Origin of the sequence: Ruminococcus sp. RTP21484sp1_RTP21281st1_A8_RTP21281_210402 (assembly GCF_040914025.1) — a bacterium.
Taxonomy (GTDB): domain Bacteria; phylum Bacillota; class Clostridia; order Lachnospirales; family Lachnospiraceae; genus Blautia_A; species Blautia_A faecis.
The window spans coordinates 1-15,111 of sequence record NZ_JBCPGE010000017.1; the positions used below are offsets into that span (position 1 = coordinate 1).

At 41.4% G+C, this 15,111-nt stretch carries 19 protein-coding genes; 2 read left to right on the forward strand and 17 right to left on the reverse strand.

Going from position 1 to position 15,111, the window contains the following annotated elements; translation table 11 throughout:
• Nucleotides 1-543: 543 nt before the first annotated feature.
• Together AB5170_RS09705 and AB5170_RS09710 are read right to left on the reverse strand one after the other, a co-directional pair.
• Entirely contained in the window at nucleotides 544-744 is a 201-nt protein-coding gene (locus AB5170_RS09705; RefSeq protein WP_021650061.1) for a helix-turn-helix transcriptional regulator, read from the reverse strand.
• 110 nt (nucleotides 745-854) lie between these two features.
• Nucleotides 855-992, reverse strand: a complete 138-nt coding sequence (locus AB5170_RS09710; protein ID WP_021650062.1) for a hypothetical protein — start codon at nucleotides 990-992, stop codon at nucleotides 855-857.
• A gap of 210 nt (nucleotides 993-1,202) precedes the next feature.
• On the opposite strand from AB5170_RS09710, the gene AB5170_RS09715 reads away from it, so the two are divergent.
• Together AB5170_RS09715 and AB5170_RS09720 are read left to right on the forward strand one after the other, a co-directional pair.
• Nucleotides 1,203-2,129: an amidoligase family protein gene (locus tag AB5170_RS09715; RefSeq protein WP_021650063.1), complete on the forward strand. Its 927-nt coding sequence runs from the start codon at nucleotides 1,203-1,205 to the stop codon at nucleotides 2,127-2,129.
• Between the two features lie 47 nt (nucleotides 2,130-2,176).
• Complete coding sequence (locus AB5170_RS09720) at nucleotides 2,177-2,620, forward strand: gamma-glutamylcyclotransferase family protein (RefSeq protein ID WP_021650064.1); 444 nt, start codon at nucleotides 2,177-2,179, stop codon at nucleotides 2,618-2,620.
• 44 nt (nucleotides 2,621-2,664) lie between these two features.
• On the opposite strand, the gene AB5170_RS09725 is transcribed toward AB5170_RS09720, so the two are convergent.
• The 15 genes from AB5170_RS09725 to AB5170_RS09795 form a co-directional block, all read right to left on the reverse strand.
• Nucleotides 2,665-2,925 carry a helix-turn-helix transcriptional regulator gene (locus tag AB5170_RS09725; protein WP_021650065.1) on the reverse strand — a complete coding sequence of 87 codons (261 nt, stop codon included), beginning with the start codon at nucleotides 2,923-2,925 and terminating at the stop codon, nucleotides 2,665-2,667.
• A gap of 156 nt (nucleotides 2,926-3,081) precedes the next feature.
• Nucleotides 3,082-4,530, reverse strand: a complete 1,449-nt coding sequence (locus AB5170_RS09730) for an N-acetylmuramoyl-L-alanine amidase (RefSeq protein ID WP_021650066.1) — start codon at nucleotides 4,528-4,530, stop codon at nucleotides 3,082-3,084.
• A 26-nt stretch (nucleotides 4,531-4,556) separates the two neighbouring features.
• Nucleotides 4,557-4,916: a hypothetical protein gene (locus AB5170_RS09735; RefSeq protein ID WP_021650067.1), complete on the reverse strand. Its 360-nt coding sequence runs from the start codon at nucleotides 4,914-4,916 to the stop codon at nucleotides 4,557-4,559.
• 12 nt (nucleotides 4,917-4,928) lie between these two features.
• Nucleotides 4,929-5,252, reverse strand: a complete 324-nt coding sequence (locus tag AB5170_RS09740; RefSeq protein ID WP_021650068.1) for a hypothetical protein — start codon at nucleotides 5,250-5,252, stop codon at nucleotides 4,929-4,931.
• A gap of 173 nt (nucleotides 5,253-5,425) precedes the next feature.
• On the reverse strand, nucleotides 5,426-5,647 hold the full coding sequence (locus AB5170_RS09745) for a hypothetical protein (RefSeq protein ID WP_021650069.1): 222 nt from the start codon (nucleotides 5,645-5,647) through the stop codon (nucleotides 5,426-5,428).
• Between the two features lie 5 nt (nucleotides 5,648-5,652).
• Nucleotides 5,653-6,078, reverse strand: coding sequence for a hypothetical protein (locus tag AB5170_RS09750; protein ID WP_021650070.1), 426 nt, complete (start codon nucleotides 6,076-6,078; stop codon nucleotides 5,653-5,655).
• Nucleotides 6,075-6,764 carry a hypothetical protein gene (locus AB5170_RS09755; RefSeq protein ID WP_021650071.1) on the reverse strand — a complete coding sequence of 230 codons (690 nt, stop codon included), beginning with the start codon at nucleotides 6,762-6,764 and terminating at the stop codon, nucleotides 6,075-6,077. Before AB5170_RS09755 ends, AB5170_RS09750 begins: the two co-directional genes overlap by 4 nt.
• Complete coding sequence (locus AB5170_RS09760) at nucleotides 6,757-8,112, reverse strand: reverse transcriptase domain-containing protein (protein ID WP_044960329.1); 1,356 nt, start codon at nucleotides 8,110-8,112, stop codon at nucleotides 6,757-6,759. The genes AB5170_RS09755 and AB5170_RS09760 overlap by 8 nt, the downstream gene beginning before the upstream one ends.
• Before the next feature lie 402 nt (nucleotides 8,113-8,514).
• Nucleotides 8,515-10,191, reverse strand: a complete 1,677-nt coding sequence (locus AB5170_RS09765) for a hypothetical protein (protein WP_368361546.1) — start codon at nucleotides 10,189-10,191, stop codon at nucleotides 8,515-8,517.
• A 68-nt stretch (nucleotides 10,192-10,259) separates the two neighbouring features.
• Nucleotides 10,260-10,640 (reverse strand): phage tail protein, encoded by a 381-nt coding sequence (locus tag AB5170_RS09770; RefSeq protein ID WP_021652461.1) that lies wholly within the window; start codon nucleotides 10,638-10,640, stop codon nucleotides 10,260-10,262.
• Nucleotides 10,641-11,849, reverse strand: a complete 1,209-nt coding sequence (locus AB5170_RS09775) for a putative phage tail protein (protein ID WP_021652460.1) — start codon at nucleotides 11,847-11,849, stop codon at nucleotides 10,641-10,643.
• Entirely contained in the window at nucleotides 11,846-12,985 is a 1,140-nt protein-coding gene (locus tag AB5170_RS09780; protein WP_021652459.1) for a baseplate J/gp47 family protein, read from the reverse strand. Before AB5170_RS09780 ends, AB5170_RS09775 begins: the two co-directional genes overlap by 4 nt.
• A gap of 14 nt (nucleotides 12,986-12,999) precedes the next feature.
• Complete coding sequence (locus tag AB5170_RS09785; protein ID WP_021652458.1) at nucleotides 13,000-13,461, reverse strand: DUF2634 domain-containing protein; 462 nt, start codon at nucleotides 13,459-13,461, stop codon at nucleotides 13,000-13,002.
• Between the two features lie 8 nt (nucleotides 13,462-13,469).
• A complete protein-coding gene (locus AB5170_RS09790; protein ID WP_242999909.1) occupies nucleotides 13,470-13,829 on the reverse strand; it encodes a hypothetical protein in 360 nt (119 codons plus the stop codon).
• 13 nt (nucleotides 13,830-13,842) lie between these two features.
• Nucleotides 13,843-15,099 carry a hypothetical protein gene (locus AB5170_RS09795; protein WP_044962055.1) on the reverse strand — a complete coding sequence of 419 codons (1,257 nt, stop codon included), beginning with the start codon at nucleotides 15,097-15,099 and terminating at the stop codon, nucleotides 13,843-13,845.
• Nucleotides 15,100-15,111 lie beyond the last annotated feature (12 nt).

The window sequence follows — 15,111 nt, forward strand, 5'->3', positions numbered from 1 at the left end:
TGTGAATTGTCAAGGTGCTCCGGCTACTGAAAAGTAGTCGGGGATTTTTCTATCATACCTAAAAATTAAGCGCTTACTTTCTTTGCAACCTGTTTCTGTCTATGTACGATGAACTTCCTGCACCAAAGAAAAAGACCCCCCCCTCCAAAAAATAGCGACAAAAAGCCCTTAGCCATGAGTTTTATACCCACAGCTAAGGGCTTCGTTTATAATATGGATTTATTTGTTGCACAACCACCTGTCATCATTCTCTAACCCTAAAACCACTGGATTACAAGAATAATGACTCACATGCAGCTGTTATCAATTTGTTATCAAAAGACTTCTTGAAGTGCTGCAAACCCGCATAAATACTGGGTTCTTAAAGCATTTCAAACTATTCAAACTCAATAACACTAGGCCGCTTTTTTGTGTTACCGTGTATTAAATAAAATAAGAGAGGCGGGCTTTTATTAAATATACCACGTTGTATTATTATTTGCAATAGTTCCAAACATCACTCTAACATCACGGGAATAAATCGTATTATTTATTGCAGTGATGTTAATCAGGTATATACTCTATCACATCACTGATGCCGCAGTTAAGAGCTTTACAGATTCTATCAATCTGTTTCAGATTGACTGGCTCGTTCTTTCCCATAGAAGCCATAGTCCCATAACTTAATCCGGTTGCGTCTTTTAGATCTCCCTTATTCATACCTCTATCAAGAAGCGTGTGCCAAAGCGGATTGTACGATATCATAATACACCAACTTTCTGTTGACTTATTTTTTTCTTCCTGCTATTATTTTCTTAGGTACCGAGCGGAAGCAGGAAGTTTCGGAGTCCGCTCGGTGTCTATTCGCTTAGTTCTTAATTATTTTCTTTTAAAATGGAGAGGTTCTTGATTTTTTCAAGTGCCTCTTCTTTATTTTTACTGCTCTCGATGATCAACACGACCATTTCCATAACGGTTTTAAATTCTAATGTAGTCATTATGTCTTTTTCCATTTCTCTAACTCCTTTCCTGCTATCTCCTTGCTACAATTATAGTTTATCACTATATCTTCATTTTGTCAACATTTTTCTTCATTATTTTAGAGATTTTCTTCAATAAACTATTGACATGTACGGTACATATGGTAATATACAAACATAAACAACAGAACAAACATTCGTATAGACGGTGCGAGGTTTGAGAGATAATAGGAGGAAAATGATATGTCAGAACTTTTAAAGAAACAGAACTACGGTGTTGAGGTTGAATTTACAGGAATCACAAGAGCTATGGCAGCTAAAGCTGTTGCCGAAGTTATCGGGAGTACGGTAACAGGTCCTGATCACACCTGCTATCACACCAGAATCATTCGTGATTCACAGGGACGGAAATGGAAAATAATGAGAGACAGTTCCATTATTCCAGTACGCAAAACAGGAAATGAAAACATGGACGAATACAGGGTTGAATTTGTAACTCCTATTCTCAAATATGATGATCTTGAAACATTGCAGGCAATCATTCGCAAATTCAGAGAAATTGGTGGAGTACCTCATGCTTCATGTGGTATCCATATCCATGTTGATGGAGCGAACCATACAGCAACCTCTCTGCGCAGATTGGTAAACTTCATGTATAGTCGGCAGGAAATTATTTATGATGCCCTTGCAGTCGGAAGCAGAAAAAATCGTTGGTGTTTGCCAGTTTGTAAAAACCTGCTCGATACCATGAAAAAAGATAAGAACATCACAACCGATTCTGTCGAAAAGATCTGGTATAGCCCAGCAAACGATGGATATTGTGGTGGTATCGATCATCAGCATTATAACTCCACAAGATATCATGCGCTGAATCTCCATAGCTTCTTCCAGAAAGGTACTGTTGAATTTAGACTTTTCAATAGCACGCTTCATGCAGGAAAAATTAAAGCATATGTTCAGTTTTGCCTTGCGCTCTCTGCTTGGGCTATTGAATCCGATGATAAAGTCGTATTTAGAACCATGAACGGATACACAGCAAAGAAAAAAGTCACTTTAATGTATAATATCCTCACAAACAGACTTGGACTTTATGGTGATGAGTTCAAAACATGTAGACTTCACATGATGAAACAGCTTCGTGAGAATGCAAATGCAGAACATGCAGCTTAATCATAAATCAGCTGACCTAACGGCTTTACGGGGAGAAAGGGAATGCCATGAGTTTATATGTAGCATACGGAAGCAATCTTAATGTACAGCAAATGTCATACCGTTGTCCTGGAGCAACGGTCGCATTTACCGGATATCTGATAAATTGGAAATTACTTTACAGAGGAAGCCACACAGGATCTTATGCAACCGTCAAAAGGCAAAAAGGAAGTAGGGTTCCTGTTGCTGTTTGGAATATCGATAGCAAAAATGAGAAGGCTCTTGATCTGTACGAGGGATATCCGAGATTTTATAAAAAGAGAAATGTATTTGTACAATTAAAAAACGGCACTAGAAAAAAGGCTATTATATACCTCTTGCCTGACTCAGCCACTGTGGGAAGGCCATCTAGCCGTTATGTTGGAACTGTATTGCAAGGTTACAAAGATATGGGATTTGATACAGATTATTTGTACGATTCATTGGATTATAATTTAAAAGAAGTAAAATAAAGAGGGGAAATCCCCTCTTTAATAAGAGGTAACCGTTGCAGCGGTTACCTCTTTCTGCCGGGTTTTTGAGTTCCCTGGCGAGTGTGGGTTATGGCTGATTCCTTGTTCGGTACCCTAACAATCAATTCATCCAGCTCACAATCCAGGGCTTCGCAAATCAAGTCGAGGTGTTCCAGATTCACCCTATCTGCAAGCTCGTGGTACAACTCGTTGATGGTGTTGGGTCTTATTCCGGTTGCCCTCGCCAAATCTGCCTGAGTAAGTCTCATCTCCCCAAGCTTTTTTGACAGTAAAATTTTAATCATGCCATTGCTCCTTCCGTTATAATTTAGCACCTCTTGATATATCGGAAGGACTTTTGTTAGATTATATCAAATACTGTTATAAACTGCGTGATATATTTTATACCCTGTAAGGCAAATTTTGAAGCAAACATATTATAAAAAGCACCTATTTTGTTATTATTTGAATGTATTTGCATTCATGTGGTCAGCTATCTTTTTCCATGTATTCTGACCACAGCAACCATCATCATCAATACCAACATTCCGCTGAAATGTTTTAAGTGCTGACTTTGTATTTTTTCCAAAATCTCCGTCAACAGAAACTCCAAGAATGGACTGTAAGCATCGCACCGCTACGCCCTCAGTTCCAGACTGTAATACAGGAAGCTGAATATCCAGTTTTACTGTTAAGTCAGCTTTCTCTTTGCGTGATGAGGTATCTTTTTTCTGTTCCGGATATACAGCTTTTCCATTCCAATCATAGATGGTGTAGCCTTCTTTCCAGTCTTTTTTAGCATTCTCAAGATTCTTGTATGCCCCAAGCTGGCTCTTACTGTCTCCCCAGGTTTTCCGGATTCTGTAATATTTATCTACAGTTGTAGTTGCCGTCTTTGCACCGATCAGCTGCTTGAAACGGTTCCAGTCACCTTTTGCCCGGATTGCAGAAGGGCAATTCTTCGCACACACATCATAGTGGGATACCACATGATTTGCGTCAATTCCAAACTTCTTCATCAGCATCTTGCAGATCTCAACAGTGTTCTGGAACGCTTTTTCGTAATTATACCCTGCCTGCACACACATCTCAATGCCAATGGAATTGTGGTTGTTGCAAATTCCGAAAAGACCACCTCCGTAGTTAACGCCGACATGCCAAGCGCCTCTGTCGAATGGAGTTGCCTGATAAGCCTCGGTATCATCAACGTATACATGAGCAGAGTAGCCGGAGAAATTTCCGTCATGCTGGGCCTTTGCATGTGCCTTTGCATTTGCTCCTTTGGCAAAGTTATCTGTATTATGGATAACGATGTATTTAGGTACCTGATTTGCATAGCTGTTGTTATTGCTGATTAAACTTGTGTTAAGATTCATTGTAACATCCTCCTTATTCACTTCTGGCATCGCGATTATCTTCGCCAGAATTTCCAATATCTTTGAGCCATAATTCTTCCCGGCAGCCCAGCCTCCGCCCTGTGGATTTTCCTGTATCCCAAGCCATTCAACATATGGGGCTATTCCTCTTTTCACATAACAGAAACGAGGATCCACGCATACACCGTACAGTTTTTCGTTAGATGCATATGCTTTAAGATGCTGGATCTGTGCCCGGATGCCGATCCATGGATGAGAGAACGAATTCCCTTTCATACCATTTTTTGTAACGCCGATTCCGGCAAAATTGTTCTGGTCCAATGTTACGGCAGAACCATTGAATGTGAAATTACCTGTTTCGAGGCAACTTTGTGCAAAGGCGATATCTCCCCTTACTCCTTCCGTTTTTCCTTCTGATATATAATATTCAACCATATCGATTACGGATTTAGGTACTGCCGGATTAACTTTCTGTATATATGACTGCATCTGCTGGACCGTAGCAACTGCAGTTCCCATTATATTCGTTTTCATAATATCCCCCTAAAAAAGGAAAGGGCTTAAGCCCCTTCCTTCTGTGAACCATTTATTTTTCCATCGTCCAAAAGATCTTTCACGCCGCAAAACCACACATCAATTATCTTAAGCAGCGCATCTTCCGACACAATAACCTGCAGCCACTTTGGCAGTAATCCTCTCGCCTGCTGAACAACCCATTTCAATTTCTGCTGTCCCGTTCCCGATTCTTTATACATATGTTCCGCTTTCAGGATCAGCTGGTATACCTGTTCACGGATACCTTCCAATCCTTTATGCTTGGCATACTGAAACGCAATAACCAAAGTCACTACAAGCAAAATTAACACCGCAACCAGTAATACTGGGAACGGAATCTGTTTTAAAAAGTTAAGTAATTCCATAAATAATTCCTCCTAATCAATGCTGTATTTGGCCAGAACTTCTCTGTCCATTTCTTTTTTGTGTGCTTCTGCACGCTGAAGATTTTCAAATGCTTCTTCGAGCTCGCCATTATGCTCTCCTTTTACAATTGCATGATGTAGCCAAAAGAGTACGCGCCCCGTAGCATGTGTAATTTCTTCATCCGCTTTTCTCTGTTCAATTTTATACTTAATGCGTTCCTGCTCTCGTGCCTCCACTTCCATGAGCCTTCGCTCAATATAGTGACGAATCAGAGCAAAAAAAATGCCGGCAACACCTCCGCTGCCAAGCACAGATAGACAAAATGTTTCGAGCATTACTCTTCCCCTCCGAGTGCTTTTAAGAGCCGATCCAGATTACCTCCGATTAACCAATCCACCAGTTTTCGCATAAGAACCTCCTTTCGCCATTAATAGATGCCAATGTGTTGCGCCTAAAAGGTCTATCTCTCGCATGCACCATACCTTACCTCCATGAAAAAAGGGAACCTCTACGGTTCCCTCATGCTTACATACTCTTCCTTTACTTCTTCAATAATCCCTGCGTCAAGTCTTTCATCTTCGCTTGCTTCTACATTCAGCATATTTCGCAAATGAGAAAGTTCGGTTGCCAGGCTCTTGATGAACCTGCTCTGCCTCACTATGATTTCATCCTGCTTTTCAATCATATCTTCATAGAATTCCACAAGTTCTAAAACCTGGTTTTCATCCATCGTCGTTACCTCCACTTGTATCTTGGTTTTTCTTCACCAAATATCCAATACCTCAGATGATCATCCAATACAATAGCTAATAGAGATAGGATATACCATGCCACAGTAAAAGGAAGACATATCTGTCCAATTATATTAAAAGGCATATTGCTGTAATCCCATATTCCAAGCCCCAATACAATATTCAAAATGTATCCGGAAAGGAACTCAATTGCAGTTATCCCGACAGCACAGATAAACATCTGTTTCCATATGAGCATATCCCATCTTAGAAATTCATTTATCGAACCGCAAAACAAGAAGCAAAGTCCGCCAACCAGTACCATAGGCAGTGAGCTGTACCCTCGCCATATCAGTTCGATCATGTAGTAAATCGTACCTCCTATAGCGAAAAGCACAGCGTTTCTGCCTATGGTCTTCAGAGTAATCATTTAACCTCCTTGTCGGCTGCCATTTCGGCCAGATAGTCCTTTAAAACTTCTGACTGATATTCTTCCGGGATCGGCGCTCCGTATTCAATCTTGGCGATTTCCGAAGCTTTCGCACATCCTTTAATCCACATATTTACAGAGTTTCCATATGTTGTGTGATAACTCTTGAATTCCATTGCACCATTAATAATCTTCTGCATATCCTCAGCAGAATAATACCGGCACGGATTGCCGTCTTCATGGTATTCCAGTTTTTTGATGCCAGCGGTCAGCTGAGCCTGTTTTCCAAAGAGATTTAGCTGATCTTCATCTTTAAGGCTAAAGTGTTCCTTTCCAGACGAAATATCAATGTCCGTTCCTGCAAAAACTGTGCTCTGGCAGATCTGAGATATCTCCTTTTTCTTTTCTGCTCGGTATGTTTCAATAGAAAGATAATCAGCATTGCAGCCTTCTTCTTTGTCTTTCAACTGATCGAACCAAAAATCAAGATCTGCAACTATCTCTTCCTTAGGAACAACACCTGCAGATACTTTAAAATAGATTTCATCAGCTTCCATACCCTGTGGTCCTTCATCTTTTTCCGGAAGCTGGACTTCGTTCTTACGAATCCATACATCAGCGGAACCATCTGGAAGAACAGCATATGTAATGTTTCCTTGTGATTCCGGGCTATTCGTTTTATGCATAATTCAATTTCCTCCACTTCTTATAATATTTTTCCATAGCATAGCTTTTCTGTTTCGCATAACGACTGATTATATTTTTAGCCATCGAAATAAGTTGATCCCAACATTCTGCAACCCTCACAAGAAAGGAGTCTGTTGTTACAAACCAACCGTTATATGCTATGGTACTCATGGCGAATTTACTACCTATAATCTTTTTGTTCTTTATTTTTTTCGCAAATCTATGAATTTTCCTGCGAGCCTTTAGGAATATTGATGCTCTTATTCTTGTTGACACATTCCGTATTGTCACTGTTTTTCCGGAATAACATCTTTTGATTAAATTCTGTCCATGGAACACAAGCCCCATATAGTCTAAATCCCTTCCTTTTTGTTTTCCGTTTCTGTCAACATAACCTGTACGAAATAACGACCAGGAATCTTTGATCTTTAGACAGAGTGTAGATTTTACGAATTCAATAACAAGCAGCATTGCCTTATGAAGATCTTTCTTATTAGAGCCAAAAAGAATGATATCATCCATCTGAATCATGATATGATAAATCAATCTTTTTCTTGTTGTCTTCCCTCGTCTGGTCTTCATTTCATAAAGTTCATTTGTGCAATAATGGTACAAATAAGATAGATAATAATTGCACAGATCTTTCGACACCGGAGAGCCTATAAAAATCCCATGTTTGCAATCTTTCTCTTTGTTCTGCACCTTTGCTTCAGAATACAATCCAATCAAAGTCTCAAACAAGTACAACAACATATCTGACTTTCCTAAATCTCTTCGAAGAAATTCTAATATTTTATCATGTGACATAGAGGGATAGCATTTTTTAATGTCTGACTGAACGCAATATTTGGTTCCTTCCGGATCACGCGACATCCATCGTTCGATGTATTTTTTGCCGTAAGCTTGTCCTCTTCCAGGTATTGATGCAACTTGAAAAAGTCCGACTTTTGCCGTCCACAACTCGCCTGCCGCTTCCTTGGCCAACACCTCATATAGCTGCATGATCATCTTTTCAAGTCCTAGCGTTCTAATTTTTCCGCTCATTCCATCTACTATATCAACATTTTTCACAAGTTTCTCTTCCGGAACTACCATATAGATATGTTCCCTTACAGTTCTGGTCTTCAAATGCCACGACATTTCATACGCAATCTGATCGATCACAGATGCTACAAATTCCGGTGAATTCTCCAACCGCCTTCTAGCCTCATTTTTACTTATGCTTCCATAGTAAGCAAAAATACTCGGCATATTACCATTTTCTAGCTTGTCATATATAAATGCAGCTATGTATTTCCTGATGAAATTTTCGTCAGAAATATCCATTCTTCGGCAATATGTCTTCATTACCAGTCCTCTTTCTTTCTGTGTTCAAGAGCTTTCGGTTTTACTACTAACCCCCACCTGTGTCCACTTCCGCCACAGGGTCAGCAGTCAGTTTCCTGACCGCCGATGCTGGTGCTTGAATTTCGGGCATTCCGCCCCCGCCATTTTAGGACTGTCTCAAAGGACAGCGAAACACGCTACACATCAAAATTCTCACAGAAATTCGCGCGGCATAGTTCCACCAGCTGTTACCGAGCCCGTTGTTCAGGTTCGCATACCACCGGCCCGCGTTAGACCAGTTGTTCAGGTTGCCGCCGGAAAGCCACTGCCAAACGTAGCGTGAGTCCGTATGATTTTAAAACGCCCCGGCTACGCCGGGAAATAAAAGGGGAGTTCCCCTCTTGCCATTCGGCAATTCACCCCCTACGCTGCTGCTTTCGCACAGCGTCCAGAAGCAGAAAGACGCGCGGCAAAGGTCCACCAGCTGCCACCGAGCCCGTTGTGCAGGGCCGCAAACCACCGGCCCGCGTCAGACCAGCCGGCCAGGGTGCCGCCGGAAAGCCACTCTCTTAACCCGTCAGAAGTCTGATCAAGCTTATTTGTATACTGTCCATCTGCATACCCTGTGCTGGAGGAAGCTGCTACTTTCGTTCCATGTCTTACAGACGGATTTTCTGGATCATATCCAAGTTCACTGATATATTTCCAACTTTCCTGTGTATCTGCAATACTATATCCACACTCAACATAATCCGATGTCACGCTTGTTGCTAACTTTGTGCAGTCATAACAAATGCAAGCCGTCATTACATGATTAGATATCTTAAGAATTACGTTGCTGATAACTTCGTAAAATCCCAGGAACATTTCTACACCGAACAGAATGTATGGGTCTTTTCCAGATGTATTACTGTTCGGAGAACCGCAAGAACCAAGGACATTATCGCATGCACCTGTGTGCCATGGCATTGTAACGATAGTAGTCTTTACTTCTGTGGAGCCTACCATTGTAGAACCGGTAGAAAATTTAGTTCCTCCATTATCTACATAAACTGCCGAATTATTGCTGTCATAATCTTCAATTTTTGTAATGATGACACGATTTGCTTTTGCATGAAGTCCTGCATTTCCTCTATCATCCGTCGGATTGCTACCACTTAAAGCTGTGGCATTTCCAATGGATACCGTGCTTCCGACCACCAAAGAGTTTGCATCACTTTTGCTGATAATGATACGTTCCACATTATTTTCAACAACAGTCGCATAGAACCTGTTGTAATATCCTGTGCAACCAGACATGATCGACTGTGAATTCCGTGTTGCGAAAGCGACCTCAAACAGGTTGTCCATATGGTTTTTATCCTGTGCAGTTGTTCCACAATACTGTGTTCCTTTGGCTTTGAATCGTGTAATCATTCCATTGTGAGACTGATCATGCGCAGCGTTTACTCCGCTAATAGATGCAGCCTTTCCATCAGAACCATTTCCAGCCATATATTTAGCCTGTGCAACGAACGGTCTGACAGTCTGATCTGTACGGATTGCTGCTCCTTCCGGAAAGAAGCCTGCGTGATGTTCATCTGAGATAACAAGGCTTTCTCCATTTGCATCAATGGTTATGTTAATCCACTGAGTCAGATACAACATCCATGTATCTCTTTCTGTCCTGGAGAACTCATTGTCGATTCCCTTAATATATTCCACAATGAATTCTCCGGCATCATCTACATGACCATTAACTTCCAATCCATAAAAAACAGATTCGCCTTCAAAATCATTTCTTCCTCTTACTGTGTTCGTAGAAGGCTGTGCTACCATGCCTACAGCATCGAGAGTACGTGTGCCCGCCGACAATGGCGATACATCAAATGCACTATGATGAACCCCATATTTTTTCCCAGTTCTCTTGAGATTAAGAATGAATTCAGCCTGTTTGTTTTTTTCTCCCGCAAACATGCTGGCGGCTTCCATAAGTGCCACGTCATTATTTATCAACTGTCGAAAGACAGCGTTAAACACATCTGCATGAACAGGATCAGAAGTTTCTAATTCGCGGAGCTGATTGTTGAAAACAGCTCCAGAAATATCGAAATACGACATTTTCTACCTCCTTATGATAACATTTATCTATCATTATCCGATTACTTGTTACAAAATATCGAAATACGTTAGAATGTATCATCACACTCGAACACGCATTCCATGTCTGCATCTTTTCCTTTCTTCAGGAATGCTTTCATGGCCACCATATCTCCGTCTGCATCATATAATCCAACCTCAGAAATATAAGTGTTTGCCAGCTCATTTTCCGCCAATGTGCAACGATATCTGATTTTTGTGTCAGAAAGAACCTCGTAACCATCAACATTCTTGCGAAGTAATTCATGATGTAAGGTGTTCTGATCGGCGCTGTGTGATTTTACTGTTCCACCCGAATCTACACCTCCATCACCAAAAGCCATGCCTACAATCTTTGGGAGCGATGAAATCCCCGCTCTTGCTTTTACCATTTTTTTCTTTGCCAGTGTTGTAACTGTAGTCCCTGCCATTTAAAGGACCTCCCTTCCTGAATTTAGTTTTACACTTCCATCTAGCCTACACGTTCCATCCAGTCTTGCGGCCCGTGAAGGAATAACCATTGTGACCTCTACTTCTTCTTCGTGTTTAACAGGCGCACGAATCCGAACTGTCTGCAGATATGGCGGCTCTCCTGCATCAAGCAATAAAGTCCCGTCTAACAAACAGTTGCCGTCCAGGATCTTATTACCATCACGCCAGCCCATAATTACCCTCTGTGTGCCTCTAAAATCAGCTTTCTCAGCATTAATCATATCAGGCAATGAAATACACTGTTTCGTTTCAAAAGCCTCCTGATTGCCGATAAACAGCCTATGCCCGATAAAAGTTTCCATCGGATACCAAGAATTGAGCTTTCTCGTTCCGTTCAGTGAAAAGTTTCCATCAAGAAAACCTTCCCACCATACAAAATCGCTTCGTACGAAAAAGGAAGGCTTAAATATATTTTCATGATATACATCTGGAATCCGGTGAAAAATTCGATCTGCTATAAAATTCTCAGTTAAGACTGTATCAAATGGATAGACTGGGCGAAATTCTGTCGGATACCAATGATTCAGATTGATACTGCCGTCAAGAGCGAAGGAACCATCAAGAGAATACTTCCACCATGAAAAATCTGAATGATACGTCACTCTCTGTTCAAAGCTCTCTGTGCATTCAATAAGCATGAGGATAACAGAAAGAAGATATACTGTGTGTGATTGCTTCAGCTTATCGACTTTACTCTTAACTTCTCCTAGTTCTACCTCTGTTTCACCTTCCAATTGAACGCTGAATATGTTAGGGTGAGAAAAATAATGTCCCGGCTCATTACAATCATGAACCTGGACATCATAATCCGTCACGCCTTTTAAAATCTGTTCCATTCGCCATGGGGTCATTGGTGCTTTTGTGTTTTTCTTTTCACGGAGCAACCGTCGTCTTTCTTCATATGACAGGTCTTCTCTTACGGGCAGTCCATACTTGATCTCATGATATTTAAGTCCCCATGTAGCTGTATCGATAAACATCTGGTATGGAAGTTCTTCAATATGCACAGTGGCCAGATCAAGCTCTCTGCCCATAACTTCGTATATCCATTTTCCGACATAGGATTTATCATACCAGCCTTTAGTTACATATGTCAGCATTCTGTTGGCCGAATCGCTCCACGGGAATCTTTCCAGATCTATACTCATGTCTCAGCCCCCTCTAATGTAAATGTCACATTACCGGTATCTGCATACTCGCTTGATGAAAGGTGAATGTTTTCTCTCTTTCCATCCATCGTAAAATCTATGAAATCGCTTACTCCGGTTATGGTTGACAGTACTGTTCGAGCCGAATTGTACCGGAGGATATTTGTTTCTTTCGCCGCGGAATAGACTGCCATCATTTCAGTTTTGAATGTCGAGATTACATCATCCAATCCAACGCCATCCAGAACAAGTCCTGTACAGGCAAAATCTACAGTTTTTACTGTAGCTGACTTGACGATCAGCTTAGACGATCCAGTAGGCAACAGTCTTTTGCTCCTGTCGTCCGGAGAAACGATATGGTTGTAAACTGCTGTGACCAGTGTACTTGATGCGGGCTGTCCGTTGCTATCAACTAAGATCAATCCCACTGTTCCTGGTCCTTCAACAGCTGGTTCTACAATACAATCTCCAATCCCGGGGACTTCTTTGGCCCACTTAATATAGTCAGCATCATTCGCTACATAGAACTGCGAATCTTGGAATTCTGCATGGATTCGTTCATAATAATCTTCATCATTTTCTTCTTCAGCACCACCCGATGTTTTCTCGCTGTTGGTAATTGCTGTAACGCCATTGATCGGTGATGCCATAATTGTAATCGTATTTGCCGGAACATTCCCGGATACCCCCGGAGTGACCGCTTCAACCGCAAGGTCCATGGTTTCATTCTCTGTGAACGTAACAGTTCGTAAAGTCTGGAACTCAACAGCTTCCATCTGATCTGTTGCAGGAACCGCAAAGACTGTGCCTGCTGCCAATACTGTGCCATAAGCCGCCGTAACAGACACTGTTCCAGTTGCTGCTACAGCTTCTTTCCTTGTCACTCCTGCTTCTGCGCCATGCAGATCCATCCAATCGCCCCAGGAATATTCCGGAAACGCAACCATCAGGCAGCGAACAAGATTGAACTGTACAAGCTGAGATATCTCGATGGCCGTAGGCATGGTAAAATCATATGGGAAATCACCTTCCATATCCGATATATCCGCCGGAAGGTTTCCCATCATCCTCTCCTGTATCTGGTCAGAATCACTTTCTGACACAAATTCCGGAATTTCAAATTCTGGTCTAGCCATATTAACCACCTCCTCTAAACTTCTATGATTGAATCAACGGTAAAGGGTTCTCCATCAACAGAATAAACTATGAATGATACTTTTACCCTCCCAGTACCCCATTCAAAAGAAAACTCTTCTACCGATGATGTCCGCGGATTGACCATCAGAGCTTCCTGGATTGTCCTTTCTAGAGAAAGTTCTACAGTGCTTTGGTCAGATTCTCTTGTTATATCTTCTGTTTCAGTTCCATGATCATCTGAATATCCCAGGCAAGAATATCTTTCTGTAGATACCGTTTTTACACACCATATTTTATATGCTTCATATCCATCGTTCATTGGCACATTATTTGCGGCGGTGCGAACGAAATCTCCTTTTTCAAGATCCCACATTGGCGATGGCTTATAGTCAACGTCATATTCTTCATCTTCCTCTTCATCCACAAAATCTGGAACATCCACAGTCGGCAGTAAATTTTTTGATTCTTCTTCCATATTGCCTCCTATAATCCACTTGCCTTGACTACTACATCTATGACTACAGGTTCTCCCTCAACCCATACGATAAGCACACGATCTCCCGGTTTTAACTTAGGCATAACCACCTTATGGCTATGTGATCCCGTTCCGCTGTTATGCCCTCCGTGTGTTCCTCCAGATACGTTTGTTGATAGATTGGCCAAAAGTCTGCAGACAGAATAATCCTTTTTAGGAATAGGCAAAGGAAAAGTATTGGAAACAAGGGAATAATCTTTCTTGATCACTCCAAAGTCGAACGAAAATCCTCCTCCTGAGTGTTCTCCCATTCTCGAATCCAATACCTTTGCAAGCTTTTCCATTCCATTTTTTTCCATTTTTGACATAATGTTCCTCCTGTCAGTCAAATGATCCATCGTCAACCCAGCCCCAGACATGAGTCTGATTCCAGTTTTGTGTAACCAGATGCCATGGGTGTGCTTTTCCGGAACCACCTTTGATCGTGATTTTTGCTTTTCCGGCTCCTACACTGTATCCTCTGGCATCTGGATAACTGCTGACATAATGCTTACCGCCATGGAAATTAACAATGTCCCCAACATCATATGATTTTGCTTTTGTTTTTTTATTCCCACTGCTCTTTTTTGCTGCCGGTGCTTTTTTCAGTCCCAGTGTCATAAGCATTTTATCTACATCATGCGTAGCAGATATTACGATATAATACCCAGCACTTATTGAAGCTGTTTTTAGATGAATCTTGTCACCCTTCCGAATGATAGGAATATCCGGAAGTTTTATCGTGATTTCTTCCTTTGGTTTGCCATCATCTGCAAGAATCTCTCTCGCTTCTTTTTTTGCCTCATCTAATGTGTCATTAGTTCCTCTGGAAACAATCTTCTGGCGGATTCCGTAGCTTGTCTTTCCATCAACTGTAGCCTCAACAGGTGAGCATCCATCATCATTTGCTTTTCCGATGATTTTTACCCTTGTAACCATCCCGGTAGTGCTGATCTTATGGTTTACTTCTGTAAGATGCTGTGTTTCTTCAAAATGATATACTGTTTTATTTGTTCCAAAACCAACTACGGTCACATTCATTTTCACAGCCCGCAGACATGCCTCAATGCCGCCTTTCTTTTTGGCTTCCTTGAGGATTTTCACAACCACTGTTCCAAGCTTTTCAGACTTATAAGCCAGCTTCCCATGCTTCACATTTGGTCCGCTGTAAGATGTGACCTTTATGCCCCAGCGTTTCAGCACTTGGACTATGGCTGACTTTGTCTTTACGCCGGCTGAAAAATATACATGATCTTGTGATTCCTGCAGATCATATAGAACATCGTATGCCTTTACCTTAAATTTCTCTCCGGATGTTCTCGCTGAAGGATTCCATTCAACTATTTTTCCTCTGGTTGCTTCGGCATTTTTGCCACCATTATAGGAATACAAAAGTGCTGCATAACACCCAGGCTTGGCAAGAGAAGAAATTCTTCCCTTTGAAGTTTTATCGTTCTTGGCCGAAAAACTAATTCTGGCCGCAAGCTGGTCCTCTCCCTCTTCCCAGGATACATCTTCGACAAATTGTGTGATGTCGTAAGCCTTTTTATCTGCAGTCATAATGGCCACGAGGTATTTATATTTCATTGGATCTATCAATACTCTCGCCTC

What these genes read in the sequence shown, in the direction of transcription:
- AB5170_RS09705 (WP_021650061.1), bottom strand. Translation starts at nt 744, where the DNA reads ATGATATCGTACAATCCGCTTTGGCACACGCTTCTTGATAGAGGTATG.
- AB5170_RS09710 (WP_021650062.1), bottom strand. Translation starts at nt 992, where the DNA reads ATGGAAAAAGACATAATGACTACATTAGAATTTAAAACCGTTATGGAA.
- AB5170_RS09715 (WP_021650063.1), top strand. Translation starts at nt 1,203, where the DNA reads ATGTCAGAACTTTTAAAGAAACAGAACTACGGTGTTGAGGTTGAATTT.
- AB5170_RS09720 (WP_021650064.1), top strand. Translation starts at nt 2,177, where the DNA reads ATGAGTTTATATGTAGCATACGGAAGCAATCTTAATGTACAGCAAATG.
- AB5170_RS09725 (WP_021650065.1), bottom strand. Translation starts at nt 2,925, where the DNA reads ATGATTAAAATTTTACTGTCAAAAAAGCTTGGGGAGATGAGACTTACT.
- AB5170_RS09730 (WP_021650066.1), bottom strand. Translation starts at nt 4,530, where the DNA reads ATGAAAACGAATATAATGGGAACTGCAGTTGCTACGGTCCAGCAGATG.
- AB5170_RS09735 (WP_021650067.1), bottom strand. Translation starts at nt 4,916, where the DNA reads ATGGAATTACTTAACTTTTTAAAACAGATTCCGTTCCCAGTATTACTG.
- AB5170_RS09740 (WP_021650068.1), bottom strand. Translation starts at nt 5,252, where the DNA reads ATGCTCGAAACATTTTGTCTATCTGTGCTTGGCAGCGGAGGTGTTGCC.
- AB5170_RS09745 (WP_021650069.1), bottom strand. Translation starts at nt 5,647, where the DNA reads ATGGATGAAAACCAGGTTTTAGAACTTGTGGAATTCTATGAAGATATG.
- AB5170_RS09750 (WP_021650070.1), bottom strand. Translation starts at nt 6,078, where the DNA reads ATGATTACTCTGAAGACCATAGGCAGAAACGCTGTGCTTTTCGCTATA.
- AB5170_RS09755 (WP_021650071.1), bottom strand. Translation starts at nt 6,764, where the DNA reads ATGCATAAAACGAATAGCCCGGAATCACAAGGAAACATTACATATGCT.
- AB5170_RS09760 (WP_044960329.1), bottom strand. Translation starts at nt 8,112, where the DNA reads ATGAAGACATATTGCCGAAGAATGGATATTTCTGACGAAAATTTCATC.
- AB5170_RS09765 (WP_368361546.1), bottom strand. Translation starts at nt 10,191, where the DNA reads ATGTCGTATTTCGATATTTCTGGAGCTGTTTTCAACAATCAGCTCCGC.
- AB5170_RS09770 (WP_021652461.1), bottom strand. Translation starts at nt 10,640, where the DNA reads ATGGCAGGGACTACAGTTACAACACTGGCAAAGAAAAAAATGGTAAAA.
- AB5170_RS09775 (WP_021652460.1), bottom strand. Translation starts at nt 11,849, where the DNA reads ATGAGTATAGATCTGGAAAGATTCCCGTGGAGCGATTCGGCCAACAGA.
- AB5170_RS09780 (WP_021652459.1), bottom strand. Translation starts at nt 12,985, where the DNA reads ATGGCTAGACCAGAATTTGAAATTCCGGAATTTGTGTCAGAAAGTGAT.
- AB5170_RS09785 (WP_021652458.1), bottom strand. Translation starts at nt 13,461, where the DNA reads ATGGAAGAAGAATCAAAAAATTTACTGCCGACTGTGGATGTTCCAGAT.
- AB5170_RS09790 (WP_242999909.1), bottom strand. Translation starts at nt 13,829, where the DNA reads ATGTCAAAAATGGAAAAAAATGGAATGGAAAAGCTTGCAAAGGTATTG.